General features: G+C 52.5%; 15 protein-coding genes and 1 pseudogene. 5 read left to right on the top strand and 11 right to left on the bottom strand.

Annotation, left to right across the window (positions count from 1 at the left end):
* The first annotated feature begins 67 nt into the window (after window positions 1-67).
* Complete coding sequence (locus tag EUZ85_RS14680) at window positions 68-625, top strand: exonuclease (protein WP_127969995.1); 558 nt, start codon at window positions 68-70, stop codon at window positions 623-625.
* A 48-nt stretch (window positions 626-673) separates the two neighbouring features.
* On the opposite strand, the gene EUZ85_RS14675 is transcribed toward EUZ85_RS14680, so the two are convergent.
* Window positions 674-1,315, bottom strand: a complete 642-nt coding sequence (locus EUZ85_RS14675) for a glutaredoxin domain-containing protein (RefSeq protein ID WP_164887250.1) — start codon at window positions 1,313-1,315, stop codon at window positions 674-676.
* Window positions 1,316-1,377: 62 nt separating this feature from the next.
* On the bottom strand, window positions 1,378-1,848 hold the full coding sequence (locus EUZ85_RS14670) for a hypothetical protein (protein ID WP_127969993.1): 471 nt from the start codon (window positions 1,846-1,848) through the stop codon (window positions 1,378-1,380).
* Between the two features lie 253 nt (window positions 1,849-2,101).
* Between EUZ85_RS14670 and EUZ85_RS14665 the strand changes: the two genes are divergently transcribed.
* From EUZ85_RS14665 to EUZ85_RS14655, 3 genes are all read left to right on the top strand, one after another.
* The gene (locus EUZ85_RS14665; RefSeq protein WP_127969992.1) at window positions 2,102-3,298 is read left to right on the top strand and encodes a multidrug effflux MFS transporter; all 1,197 of its coding nucleotides are present in this window, start codon (window positions 2,102-2,104) and stop codon (window positions 3,296-3,298) included.
* A gap of 26 nt (window positions 3,299-3,324) precedes the next feature.
* Window positions 3,325-3,759 (top strand): group III truncated hemoglobin, encoded by a 435-nt coding sequence (locus EUZ85_RS14660; RefSeq protein ID WP_127969991.1) that lies wholly within the window; start codon window positions 3,325-3,327, stop codon window positions 3,757-3,759.
* 178 nt (window positions 3,760-3,937) lie between these two features.
* Entirely contained in the window at window positions 3,938-5,242 is a 1,305-nt protein-coding gene (locus EUZ85_RS14655) for a cell wall metabolism sensor histidine kinase WalK (protein WP_127969990.1), read from the top strand.
* 7 nt (window positions 5,243-5,249) lie between these two features.
* On the opposite strand, the gene EUZ85_RS14650 is transcribed toward EUZ85_RS14655, so the two are convergent.
* From EUZ85_RS14650 to EUZ85_RS14640, 3 genes are all read right to left on the bottom strand, one after another.
* The gene (locus tag EUZ85_RS14650; RefSeq protein WP_206618064.1) at window positions 5,250-5,438 is read right to left on the bottom strand and encodes a hypothetical protein; all 189 of its coding nucleotides are present in this window, start codon (window positions 5,436-5,438) and stop codon (window positions 5,250-5,252) included.
* A gap of 65 nt (window positions 5,439-5,503) precedes the next feature.
* On the bottom strand, window positions 5,504-5,746 hold the full coding sequence (locus EUZ85_RS14645; RefSeq protein WP_127969988.1) for a hypothetical protein: 243 nt from the start codon (window positions 5,744-5,746) through the stop codon (window positions 5,504-5,506).
* A 310-nt stretch (window positions 5,747-6,056) separates the two neighbouring features.
* A complete protein-coding gene (locus EUZ85_RS14640; RefSeq protein WP_127969987.1) occupies window positions 6,057-6,305 on the bottom strand; it encodes a hypothetical protein in 249 nt (82 codons plus the stop codon).
* Between the two features lie 81 nt (window positions 6,306-6,386).
* Here EUZ85_RS14640 and EUZ85_RS14635 point away from each other — a divergent pair.
* Window positions 6,387-7,094 (top strand): annotated as a pseudogene (locus EUZ85_RS14635) (IS3 family transposase); the annotation flags it as partial.
* Between the two features lie 94 nt (window positions 7,095-7,188).
* Here the strand turns inward: EUZ85_RS14635 and moaA are convergent.
* The 6 genes from moaA to EUZ85_RS14605 all read right to left on the bottom strand — a co-directional run bounded on the left by moaA (window position 7,189) and on the right by EUZ85_RS14605 (window position 12,762).
* Window positions 7,189-8,244, bottom strand: coding sequence for a GTP 3',8-cyclase MoaA (moaA, locus tag EUZ85_RS14630; protein WP_370454940.1), 1,056 nt, complete (start codon window positions 8,242-8,244; stop codon window positions 7,189-7,191).
* Window positions 8,241-8,621 (bottom strand): putative zinc-binding protein, encoded by a 381-nt coding sequence (locus tag EUZ85_RS14625; RefSeq protein WP_127969985.1) that lies wholly within the window; start codon window positions 8,619-8,621, stop codon window positions 8,241-8,243. Before EUZ85_RS14625 ends, moaA begins: the two co-directional genes overlap by 4 nt.
* Before the next feature lie 158 nt (window positions 8,622-8,779).
* Window positions 8,780-9,598: a helix-turn-helix transcriptional regulator gene (locus EUZ85_RS14620; protein WP_127969984.1), complete on the bottom strand. Its 819-nt coding sequence runs from the start codon at window positions 9,596-9,598 to the stop codon at window positions 8,780-8,782.
* A 107-nt stretch (window positions 9,599-9,705) separates the two neighbouring features.
* Window positions 9,706-11,172 carry a sodium:alanine symporter family protein gene (locus EUZ85_RS14615; protein WP_127969983.1) on the bottom strand — a complete coding sequence of 489 codons (1,467 nt, stop codon included), beginning with the start codon at window positions 11,170-11,172 and terminating at the stop codon, window positions 9,706-9,708.
* Between the two features lie 518 nt (window positions 11,173-11,690).
* Window positions 11,691-12,314: a suppressor of fused domain protein gene (locus EUZ85_RS14610; RefSeq protein WP_127969982.1), complete on the bottom strand. Its 624-nt coding sequence runs from the start codon at window positions 12,312-12,314 to the stop codon at window positions 11,691-11,693.
* 52 nt (window positions 12,315-12,366) lie between these two features.
* Complete coding sequence (locus EUZ85_RS14605; protein ID WP_127969981.1) at window positions 12,367-12,762, bottom strand: Imm7 family immunity protein; 396 nt, start codon at window positions 12,760-12,762, stop codon at window positions 12,367-12,369.
* Between the last annotated feature and the right edge of the window lie 493 nt (window positions 12,763-13,255).

Genomic DNA, 13,255 nt, shown 5'->3' with positions numbered 1-13,255 from the left:
GGAAGCTATCATGGAGGTTTTCATCCACGATGACATTCCCATCTTATTTAATCAGCACAGGTGACTCATGGCGAAACCAGAAATTTATGTCAGTACCGATGTGGAGGCGGACGGACCGATTCCCGGACCGCATTCCATGCTGAGCTTCGCGTCAGCAGCTTATACGGCGGAAAAGGAATTGGTCGGAGCCTTCTCCGCCAACCTGGAAACACTCCCTGAAGCGTCCGCCCATCCAGATACGCAAGCCTGGTGGGAGCAGAATCAGGCCGCCTGGGATGCCTGTCGCCAGGACCTGCTGCCGCCGCAACAGGCCATGCAGCAGTATCTGCAGTGGCTTAAGCAATTGCCCGGCAAGCCGGTTTTCGTCGGTTATCCCGCTTCCTACGACTTTATGTTCGTCTACTGGTATCTGATGAAATTCACCGGCGAGAGTCCGTTTTCTCACTCTGCGCTGGACATCAAAAGCTACGCGATGGCGGTGCTGAAAACGCCCTTCAGGGAAACCGCCAAGCGTAAGATGCCCCAACATTGGTTTGATCCCCTGCCCCATACCCATGTGGCGCTGGACGACGCCATCGAACAGGGCGCGCTTTTCTGTAATATTTTGCAGGAGAACCTGAAGTGAAAAAGGCCGCAACAGCGGCCTTTTTGATGCTTGGATATTTAACGAGGATTAATAACTGGCGAGCGCTTTCTTAATAGCTTTGATGTCATTCCCCACCACACGACGATATCCCACGTAAGTCACGGGATAACCGTTGATGCCCAGCGTGCGGATAAGTTGGTCTCTGTTATACGCTTTTTCCACGTCAATCTCAGAAAACGCCATGCCGTCATCCCGAAACTCGCCGCGCAGCTTTTTACAATGGGGGCACCAGTCCGCGCCATACATCACTACTCTTGGAGAGCCGTCCGCATTGAAATGCGAGGATGTCAGCTCACGTTCTTCTGAAGTGAGCGAATCCTCGCCATAGTTCAACGCCAGCGCAGTCGCCACCTCAATGCCCATATCGCCATATACCCGCTCTTTGCCGGCAATCAACAATGGAAATGAGTTATAGGGGGAGAAACTGTCCCACAGCTGGCGATTTTCCGCACTGGCGTCCACCACCACTTCTTCAAATGCGGCGCCTCTCCGTTTTAATTCGTCTTTGACTTTGGCGCAGGGTTGCCTGCAATCGCTAAAAGTAAACAGTAGCGTTCTGGGAGAGCCATCAACGTAAAAGGCGCCTTCGGGCTGGGTAAACGGAATCCACTCCGGCTTGAACTGATAAATAAGACCGGCGACCACCACCAGCGCGAACAACTTTTTCATGTAAACACCACGACAACAAAAAGGCGCGCAATAAGACCACTTTTTGCCCGCGTGTGCAAACATTACTCAAACATCAAGGCCGCCTGCTTTCTCTGACGAGACCGATTAGTATGAGAGACAGGTTCGCTTGACGCACTCTGAGCCGTCCCGGTATGCAATTCTCCGAGCAAACGCGCCGCAAGTTCAGCGCAATCTGGAGCCGCCTGTATGCCATCTCCGCTGGCGCTGCGCTGGAAGATAGGCATCTGTGGCGGCGCTTCATCGTTATACACCAGAAACACGCGTTCCTGACGCAATCTATCCAGCAAGTCCTTGAACCATCTGGCGTAATATCTCGATTGCGAAGATGGAATATCCCGCAATGAATAGCTTTTTCCAATCCAACAGGCTGCGCCAATGCGGTCCGGCATCAGCATGGTGCGTCCCGCCTCACGCAACAATACGCTGGCGTAAAACGGGCTTTCCGTATTGAGCAGATCCGCTTCAGTAAGAGCGTCTTTCGCTTTCAGTAAAAATGATCTATCGTGCAACATAAAATCAATTTTTATTGTGTTTTCAGGTAAGTTCAATCTAACTGCAATTCCAAACTAATGAAATCAGCCGAAGGGAATATGCGGAATGGCGGTGACAATATTCGTTAATTTTTCAATTCGAATTAATTACATAAGGAATTCGAAATTTACCACTTGTCCGGGCGGTCAGGATTAGGCATCCTAGCCTGCTTTCTTCGTTATAACCAAGCTTTGTTGTTTATTTGCGCAAAGCTCCGCAGCGCAGCCGACTCTCATGACATCTTCCAGCAGCCACTCACGTCTAGCCTTTATTCTGGCGATGGCGGTCGCCCTTGGCCCTTTCGCCATTGACACCTATCTACCTGCTTTTCCCGATATCGCCAAAGCGATCGGCGCAGATATTCACGACGTTTCTCTCAGCATCAGCGTGTATATTCTGGGACTGGCCATCGGACAGTTAATCGGCGGCCCGTTATCGGACCGCCTTGGCCGCAGCCGGATCATGCTGACCGGCCTGGGCGTCTTCCTGTTCTCCTGTCTCATGTTGTCGCAAAGCGAGAGCCTGGCCTCCCTGCTCATCTGGCGCTTTACCCAGGCCTTTGGCGGCGGCTGGTGCGCGGTGAGCGTGCCCGCCATCATTCGCGACCGCACAGAAGGACAGGAAACCGCTAAACTGTTTTCTCTGATCGGTTTGATCATGATCGCGGCGCCGGCCATCGCTCCGACACTAGGCAGCACTATTCTCGCTTTTGCTGACTGGCGCTGGATATTCCTGTTCCTGGCGCTGTATACGGGCGTGGTGATCGTCACGTTATGGTTTTCTTTATTCGCCGATGCCCCGCCACACTCTCCGCCACCCAAACGCAACGTCCTGGCGGATTATCTGGAGATTCTGAAAAATACCGCCGCCTTGCGCTTCATTTTTATCCAGTCTCTGGGCTTTAGCGTCATGTTGACGTTTTTGACCCATGCGTCGTTCATCTATCAGGAATGGTTCAACTTATCTGAGTTTGCATTCTCCCTGCTCTTCGCTGGCAATATCGCTGTCATGGCCCTGATGAGCATGGCCAACCGCGCGCTGCTGACCTGGGTGGAGTCCGCTCAACTGCTGCGACTGGCGGTCTGGTTGCAGACTTTCGGAGTGGCCCTGCTGGTGGCCATCGTTTTCCTCTATCCGTCACTGTATCTGTTCGCTCCCGCGCTCATGCTTTCTGTAGGATCGCTTGGCGCAGCCATGCCAAACGGCTCCGCCTGCTTCATCCAGTTTTTTAAAAGCAACAGCGGCACGGCGTCTGCGTTGATGGGGGCGCTGCAGTTCACCATTTCCGGCGCCATTAGCGCCTTGTCATCCGCGCTTTCCGACGGCACACTGATTCCTATTGTCGCCGTCATGTTTATGTGCGCACTGCTGAACGCCGCATTCGCCTGGGGAGCTCCCGGCGCCGCGCGAAAAGCCTTTGCTGACGCATAAGAAAAACATAGTAAAGGGGAAGCCTTGTGACCACTCAGCCTGTACAGGACATCGCCGGCGTCGACGATATTCAAGATATCGTGGAGCGCTTTTATGGCCTGCTTTTAAGCGATGAGCAGGTAGGCTTTTTCTTCACAGATGTGGCCGCCATCGACCTTCCCGCCCATCTGCCGCGCATCGTCGCCTTCTGGAACTCCCTGTTGTTTGGAGTGCGCGCGGGTTTTCAAGGCAGAGTCTATGAAGCGCACGCGGCGCTGGACGCAAAATCCCCTTTGCGCCCAGCGCATTTCGAGCGCTGGCTTACCCTGTGGCGACAGGAAATAGATCGCCATCACGCCGGGCCGAAAGCGGAATTAATGAAGACCCGCGCAGCCGCCATCGCCGACTCCATGTCCAAAGCGTTTGAAACCGCTCGCAGCGCCACTCCCGGCGACGAAGCCAACTTTTACTCCGCTCTATAACGTTGATTTTTGGTCTAAACCGCCTTGATTTCTCGTCTAAACTGATAGCTAAACAGTAGACTGACTCCAGCGCTCCAAGGACTGGCCTTTCTCTGGTTTCAACCCGCCCACTCTGTAGCGACCACATTGACGGCGACGGATGGAACACTGGAAAGTCCAGCAATGAACGCAACGCCTCATGAGAAGACTCAAAGAGCTGCACGTCAGTCTGCTCGACCGACTTATTCCTGGCGGCGCGTCTCTATCCGAGGCGCAACTAAGCCGCCAAAGAGTGCTGGTCGGCCTGCTGTTCTATGGCTTCATCAGCGCCGCCACGATGGCGCTGGTGCGCTACGCCACAGACGGCTGGACCGCCTCCACATTGGTGGTCGCCTTCGCCACGCCGTCGTTGCTATCCGGTTTGATTGCACTCTGGCTGACAGGTCGACCTGGCCTGGCGGCGGATCTGCTATTGCTGTCCACACTCTCCATCATTCTCGCCACCGCCTGGAGCGATGGCGGTCTCACCTCTCGCGTGCTGACCTGGCTGCCAGCGTTACCGCTGATCGCTGGCTTTGTCGGCGACAAATATCGAGCGCCGGGAGTCGTTCTGTTGGCGGCAATCGGTTTATTCACCATTCTCAAGGCCCACGATTTAGCGCTGATACAAGGCAAAGGTTGGGACGACTCTTTAGTCGGACGTATGTCCGCCAGCGTCGCATCAATGAGCTTTGTCGCCATCATCGCCCACATCTACGAGGAAGCAAGACGTCGCGCAGAAGCTGAGAAAGACAGGCTCGACCACATCCGCAGGGAGTGGGTGGCGGTGGTCAGTCACGAGTTGCGCACGCCTTTAACCGCCATCCAGGGTTCATTAGGACTGCTGCAAAGCGGTCGTTTCGATCACAACCCTGATCAAAAAGCCCATATGCTGCAAATGGCCTGCAACAATACGGTTCGCTTAGTTAAGTTGGTGAATGAGGTGCTGGACATCGAACGTATCGAGTCGGGGCGGCTCACTCTGGACATAGCGCCTTTAAACCCGGCCGAGCTAATCCAGGAGGCCGTGGACACTATCTCACCTGCGGCTTCACTGCAGAATGTGACGCTACGTTATCAACGCCAGGAAACGGACTGGATAGACGCAGACCATGATCGCTTATTGCAAGTGCTGCAGAATCTTCTTTCCAACGCCTTGAAATTCTCCCCTCATGGTGGGGAGATCAAAGTCACGCTCAAGGATACGCCAGAGCGTCTGCTCATCGACGTCATCGACCAAGGCCCCGGCATCCCACAGGAACTGACCAAGCGACTCTTTACCCGCTTCGCGCAAGCCAGCACCGCCGCCAACCGCAGCACCGGCGGCTCAGGTCTTGGTCTCTACATCAGCAAAGCTATCATAGAGCAACATCAGGGGCGCATCTGCTTCGAGAATCTACCGGAGGGCGGCTGTCGATTTTTTTTGGAGCTGCCACGAGGCTCAGGAAAACACGATCCGCAATGAAAAGCCTCTAGTTTGTCTTCTCTTCACCCTCATCAGTTTCTTGCTGATAGCGCTCCCAATCCTCCCAGTCAAAAGGCGTTCCGGCATTAGGTCGATGCAAATGCCTGGCCCGCTCTTTGGCGTTTTCCTGCAGACTGTGCTCTTTTTCGTCCTCTTCTACAAAGCCGTACTTCTTCATGAATTCATCAGGTTTCATATGCAACTCCTTTCCTGAGGGCGCAGCGTATTACAGCTGCATTTACATTCTTACATGCGATCGCTTCAAAGCTTTTCAAGTGAATAAAAGATGACGCCGCCGTCACTTATGCTTCGACGCCCGACCACCCCCTCACGCACCAGACTTTCAAGCGCTCGCAGAACCCGTTCCCGAGAGCTGACCGCCTCCCCCGCCAGCCACCAACGCATGACGCCTTGCAGTGAATCCGCAGCGGACGGATGGCTCTGCAGGTATTCGAAGATTTGTCTGGCTATTATCTTTACCTCTTCCTCTTGCTCCGTATCCATAAGCAATGCTCCTTCCCAACTGCTCTCCAGTTCCGGTGCAGCAAGTTACGCACCAGGACAAAGGAAATCACTCGGCCCCCCAACGCCCAGATAAGACACAGAGATCTGGCTGAGGTAACGCTCATAAAATCAGAAAAAGGAAAAGCGGGTCAAAAGCCACCCGGTTTAACGGGCAGGCAATCACCCGATCGCCAAAGTACGAAATGAAAAAAACCAGATATGGAAGGCCTCGCACAAGCGGGGTTCTACAACAGGAGCGAGCACCTAGGATGGCCCAAAATCCCAATGCTCGATTTCATACGGACACGAACTATTCTTTTCCTTGGCCGCCAGCGCCGCTTTGCTTCTCCGCGTCTATGGCTTGCTCGATATATTTGGTCAGCTCCTCCGCTGATGCCTCTTTCAGCTTCTCCTCAAGAGCGAGTTCATCCTCTGAGACCGCCATTTGTCTGCGATACTCAGCCTCCTTTCTAAGCTTTTCTTCCCATTGAGCGTCTTGCTCCGGCGTCGTCCATTTTATTAATCCGGCACCGATATAAGCATGATGCAATGCCCGCATGATTATATCGGTGCCGGATTAATAATGACATGGCTGTTCTCCTCTGTGGCCTCTCTTTAGAATAGCCGCTCAGGCTAGTGGGAGCAGACCATCCCATTAGGCTTCGGCCTTCTTCGCGAAAGAAATGAAATAAAGTTCGCCTTCATTCAAGCAGAGTCGAATCGCTTCCCTGTGAAAGTGCTTTGCCGGGCTCTGCGTGCAAGTCGATCAGCATTCTATGCCTGGCGTCGGCGCTCCGCGCCGGTGATCCATTTTGATGAGCTTCACCTGCATCGGCGAATGAAGCGACTGTTTAAAGCTTCTCGATGCAGTCTGGGCAGTCGAGAGATGATGAAGAATCTACGCGAAGAAGGCTTTCAGGTGGGACGCTACCGGGTTCGCAAGCTCATGAGGCGGCTTGGTCTTCAGGTCACGCAACGCGTTGCTTACAAACCCACTACAAGGCGCAAACACCATCATGCGGTGGCGGATAACTTGTTGAATCAGAATTTTAATCCTACAACGCCCAATCAGGTTTGGGCTGGCGACGTGACCTATCTGAAAACAGGAGAAGGCTGGATGTATCTGGCCATTGTCATGGATTTATATTCCCGAAGAATCGTCGGGTGGCGCATCGACAAGCGCATGACAACGAGCCTGGTCAGCCAGGCGCTGATCAAGGCTTATAATTTGCGGAAGCCGCCCAAGGGCTTGGTATTCCATAGTGACCGAGGCTCTCAGTACACCAGCGGACATTATCGAAAACTACTGGAAAAGTATGAAATCAGGGCAAGTATGGGCGATGTGGGATTTGACCAGAACAAGATGCCTTCTTATTCGACCAACAAGGAATGTACTTTGGTAGAAAATAATAGTCATCTCCAAAATCTATTCTTATACACGCTCACCCACCCAACATCGCCAGATGAGACATCGCGCCGGTAAACCCCTCATGCAGGGAGTGCCCTGGCAGTTTGCCTTCCACCACGCGGCGGATGGCGGCGACGGTTCCTACTACGTCGCCGTTGCGGAGGTGGTCGCGGAGGTTGACGCCGGCTTCCGCGAACAGGCAGAGGTGGAGTTTGCCTTGAGAGGAGACGCGCAGCCGATTGCAGGTGGCGCAGAAGTCTTTGCTGTAGGGCATGATCAGGCCGATGCGGCCGCGGTAATCAGGATGTTGATATTCCTGCGCAGGACCTGCGTCAATGTCTTTAGGGATTAATGACCAACCCTGCTGTTCCAGTCGTTCTGCGATTTCCGCGCCCGATATGTGATTGGCGCGAAAGAATACGGCGTTGTCGCCAGTTTGCATTAACTCAATGAAGCGCACCGCCACCGGCTTGTCCTTCACCCAATCCAGAAACGGCGTCAGCTGGTCGCCATTGTAGTCTCGCAGCAAAACAGAGTTGAGCTTGACCTGCATTGTCCCCAATTCCAGCGCGCGATCCACGCCATTAAGCACCGCATGTAATCGGTCATGCCCGGTAATAGCGTGAAACCGTTGCGGGTCCAGACTGTCCACACTCACGTTCAATGCGCTCAATCCAGCGTCCGCCCATGTATCGACCTGCTTGCGCAGGTTATAGCCATTGGTGGTCAGGGCGACCTTGCGTATGCCCTCAGTCCGCGCGCAGGCGCTAATGATTTGCGGCAAGTCGCGGCGAATGGCCGGCTCGCCGCCCGTGATGCGCACCTTGCGGGTTCCCAAGGCGGCGAAGGCGGTAGTGAGAGTCTGAATTTCGCTCACCGTTAACGGCAGTGTTTCCGTCTTGCATTGATAGCCGTCCGGTAAGCAGTAATTGCAGCGGAAGTTGCAGATGTCTGTGATAGATAGACGCAAATAGTGCAACCGTCGGCCAAACTTATCCTGCAATACTGGCGCGCTCAGCTCAGGATCCTCCATAAGGTCCGTCACAGACGTGACGCGAAGGCGATTTTTAAAAGTGGCGGAGGCGTTCATTGCGAGTCCAGCCCGGCTTGCGCCATAGCGGTCTGAATCTGCTCGACGACAGTCTCCAGATCGCCTTCTGAGCAGTCTTCGCCATAGCGTTTTCGGTAGCCCTGCTCGTCCAGGCGCACATAGACTTTAGGCGTCACATTCACATTGTTCAGACACTGCTTGACGCAGCCGAGCAGACAGCCGTCTACGGCGATGATGGGGCGTCCGCTGCAGGCGACTTTGACCAGAGATTTCACGCCGCCGCCAACGCCAGAGATACAGGACATTTCCGCTAAGCCCCGACGATCCATCGCCACAGCGGCATTGTTGGCCAACTGCGCAACGTTGGAGCAGCCGGAGCAGGCGTAAATCAAGGGGAGATCGGTGCGGCGGTTCAAAACGGCTTACCTCGGTCAGTAATCAGACAGCCTCATTGTAGGAGGCTTGCCGTCAACGATCCCTTGACCCTCGTCAAATGCCTTCGCCGCACCGCAAGGGCATTGGTGGTACCTATTTATTGGTAGTCCTCTAACCGCCCTCGCCGCGACAACATCGACTACAACGGCGTCGCCAACAAACTGGCGCCGCGATACCCAGTGGCGTCAGCGATTTTTTCTTTGATATGCCGCGCCACAGCGTCTGTCGCCGGATTGAATAAACCGCATTTCTGCAAGGCCTCCCGTTTGCCAATGGAGCGCCCCAGGTATTCCAACACGACCTTCACGCACACCGGCTCGCGCCTGTCGCTGGCGGAAACTCCCAGCTTCAGGCCAGACAAGTAACTCACCCTGCTCTTATAGGTTGGGTATAGAATCGTCTGTGCAATCTCGTTGTGGGTCAGGGTTTCGTATCCCACCAGAAAGATGCGCTCGGAGAGAAACATGGCCGTCCCTTCATAGCGGGACTTGTATTTCTCCTCCTTGTTGGGCGGACGCATGCGCTCCAGGCGACGGAAGTAATAATCGCTCCCGCTCATATCAATCTGCAGCAGGCTGCGAATAATCTGATCCGGAAAGGTCATGGAAAAGTGGTATTCGTAGTAGTAGCCCAGATACTTATCCAGCCGCCCTTCCGACTGCTTCTGTAAACGCTCCAGTTTCTCCGCATAAGGCTTTTCCGACGGACTCACGCGCCTTTCATTGGTAACGCGGGATTGAGCCAATTGCATGAAGCGATCATGCGGCAGAGCCAGATCATGGGGCTCCACGCCAAAGAAGTCGCAGATTTTACGTAAAACGAAGCGCGAGGGCTGGCTGGTTCCGTTCAGGTATTTATTGAATTGGGCGCGGTGGATTTCCATGCGCCGACAGACTTCGGCGGTGGATTTATAGTGGCTGCACAGCAACTTCAGATTGCTGCAGAAGTCCTCGGTCATGTTATTCCTAGCGGTTCCCGTTCGTCGCCCACCCGCGTCATGAATCTCAACATGACGCCGGCGAGACGATCAAAACGGTTCTTAATATATTGATATAACCGCTAATTTTAGCTGGGAATAACCGGAGCGCCTACTCTTGGCGACACAGAAAGCTCTTCATTCTGCTCTTCGCTCTCGTCTCGCGTGGAGGGCGTCCAGGCGGAATGATCAATATCCAGGTCAGCGAACTTGTCTGGATCGAATACCGGACTCTTCACCCCGGATTGAATCTGCTCGTCATAGTCACGCAGCAGGCGTAACCCGACTTTCAACAGCATAAACAACGCCACCAGATTCACCAGCGCCAGCAGGCCCATAGTGATGTCGGCGAACGCAAACACCGCCGCTAGGTTCTGCAGGGCGCCCCACATCACCAATCCGAGCGTGAACATACGGTATATAGCGACAGCTTTCTCATTAGAGGAGTTCAGATATCTGAGGCTGTTTTCTCCCAGATAGTAGTTATAAATAATGGAGGTGAAGGCGAACAACATCAGCGCCAGACTGATCAATCCACGTCCCAGCTCTCCCATCTGCTTGGCAAGCGCCAATTGGGTCAACTCAACGCCATTCAAAACGCCGCCCAGATCCAGAGAATTGGACATCAGAATGATCATCGCGGTGCAGGTGCACAGCACCATGGTATCCATAAACACGCTGAACGCCTGCACAATACCCTGGTCCGCCGGGTGCCCTACTTTAGCCGCCGCGGAAACGTTAGGCGCGCTGCCCAAACCCGCCTCATTGGAGAACATACCCTGCTTCACACCCATCATGATGGCGGTGCCGATCAATCCGGAAAATGCAGGCTCCAGCGCAAACGCGCTCTTGAAGATCAACAGGAAGGTCGCCGGCGCTGCATGATAATTCATGCCGATGACATAGAGTCCAATGCCAAAATACGCCAGCACCATAATAGGCACGATGACTTCCGCCACCTCGGCGATGCGACGCACCCCGCCAAAAATAATCAGCCCGATAAACACCACCAGCACAGAACCGGTAATCGGCGTGGCGATGCCAAAGGTATGTTTAAGCGTGGACGCAACGGTATGGGCCTGCAAAGCGTTAAAGGCAAAACCGAACGTCACTAGCAACAATACGGAAAAAAGAACCGCGAGCCATTTGAGGCCCAGACCACGATGAATGTAATAGGCGGGACCGCCGCGGAAGCTGCCATCAGAATCTCTGCGCTTGAACAGCTGCGCCAGAGAACATTCAAAAAAGCTTAGCCCCATGCCGATCAAGCCAATCAACCACATCCACAACACGGCGCCCGGCCCGCCCAACGCGATAGCAATCGCGACGCCAGCGATATTGCCCGCCCCCACTCGACCGGCGAGGGTCAGGGATAACGCCTGAAATGAGTTGATCTGATCCGGAGATTCTTTCATCGAACGGCGGACGAGACGAAACATCCGACCGAAATAGCGGAACTGTACGAAGCGCGAGGTAATGGTGAGCAATAATCCCAGCGCGATGAGGACGGCGACAAGCACCTTGCCCCATATCAATTGAGTCAGGAAATCCAACATCTCAACCCTCTTTTATTTTTATATTGGAGTCTCGAAAGATTGAATGAATAGTCCAGTTAAACACCTGAGTTTTATAATTTCTGCATTAGATTTATACACAGAGCCAACCTGCGCGCCGAGTCCGGGTTCCCCATGAAAATGACACCGAATTCAAGTCGCTGATCGAAGGACGAAAACAGGCTTTAGGCAGGTCGTGAATTTTGCTGTATATACGTGTTTATTGCAATTACGCTGACAGACGCAAAATGAAGCTAGTTGATGCTATGCAGGCGTCAACCCGATAAAACTCTCCATTTTTTGGCGAAGAGTACGACTAATGTCGCCGGTTAAACGCTAAAAAACCTGGAAAACGCCCTGTTTGTCGGGCGTCGGAGGGCGGACATGAAGTGTGAAACTTTGAAAAATGTGCGTTTGTGAGTGGTTGTGGCGCAGAGTTTCGGAGTTAATGGGCGTCAGCTTACGCCAAACTCTGCTGCAAAGTTGGCGCACTGCAGAGGACCAATCGCTTGCCAGATGATTTACGCGACACTGTCTCGCTCCTTGCAGGTAATCAAGCGTCCCAGATTGCCAACTAACTTTTCTTTGATTTCTTCGGATGATGACTGCTTAGCGGCCTGCAATTCTGACGAAGTGATACCGACAACCTGTATCAAATCGACACTACCCGATTTTATGGAAAAGCGGCTGGGAAAGTGCGCAGGTTGGATAAGCATCATTGTTCTAACTGATTCAGACAAAACCAACGGCACTCGATCTCCGTAGGACAACGGCGGAAAATTCCCCATTTGACCAGCTGCAAGCATTAGGTTGTAGCCCATTAGTGTTTGGAGAACTTCAACTGCCCATTGCTCTTCATTTTCCGTTTCCATTAGAAACTCTACGCCAAGCCCTGAGTATTCTTCTCGTTTATCTGTCTCCCAAGGGTTAGACATTCCCGAGGTAACATAAGCCCACGTATCTCTATCTCGTGCTGGCGGACACTTAAAAACTCCATGAGAGAGCCATCGTGGATCAACACTATTAGCGTTCAGCCCATTAAATATCTCTACAGACAACGGGTATATCCCTGGTCCAATATTCCCAAATATCTCCTTATACAAAATCTCCTCCCTTTCTTCCCATGACTCCTCAAGGAAACTCATACACCCTCCATTGTATACACCTCAACTATCCGCACAGCATCCTATTAAAAGGCTACTCCCCATACGTTTCAATAGTAGGATCACATGGAGACAAGAGGGTATCCTTCATTTTAGTAACCTTGCCTTTCGCCATTCGCCACACTTGAAACTCGTTGCCGTAATCTGGATTTTCTTGATCTCTGACATACAAAAGCCCATGCGAGCCTTTGGCAATTTCGCCAATGCGTATAAACAATTCGAGCACCCATGCTTGATAGTGGTTTCTATCACCGTCAAACCTTACATAGGGCGAACCATTTTGATAAAAGAGTTCAACCCTTGACATATCATCTTTATGATTTTCAACTAACAGCTTAATTTCACGGCAGTTTTTTTCGCGAAGAGCTAAATCGTCTTCAATCTCGCAAGCGCCTTCCCAAACAGTAACCCAACCGTGATATTCGAACATTTTTAATTTTCCAGAGTATTTCTAATATTTTAAAAATAATATAAATTAACACAAGACTAAAGATCATCAGTGAAGCTAAAAAAAGAAGAAATATAATATCATTACGAATAGACGTCCGACGCCAACTTCCAGGTTCTGCTGATACATGGAAGCAAGCTTAAAACAAATATAAGTATGATTGTAATTGGGACTTTTTTCTTCATCTCGACTGTCTACAAAAGGCTATTCAAACTCGCCTGGGTTTGGCATCCCAAATTCTATTATTAATATGGCAATGATATTGACATGTTAATAACTAGGCGCATGGATGCGCCTGCGCGGCGGCTAGCCGCGGGAGACAGGGCCTGACCTGTGCAGGCCCTGTCGTTGCAGACAAATAGAAGGAAGCTATTTGTCTGCCTGATTAATAAACCCAGTTGCGACCTCCCTGTAACCAGACAGCCCGAGCAGGACTAACGACCCAAGCGTTTACTTAGCCCTCCAAGAATACCGC

The sequence above is a fragment of the Hahella sp. KA22 genome (genome assembly GCF_004135205.1).
GTDB lineage: Bacteria > Pseudomonadota > Gammaproteobacteria > Pseudomonadales > Oleiphilaceae > Hahella.
The sequence above is the reverse complement of the archived record's forward strand: the minus strand, read 5'-3'. Positions and strand labels throughout refer to the sequence as shown.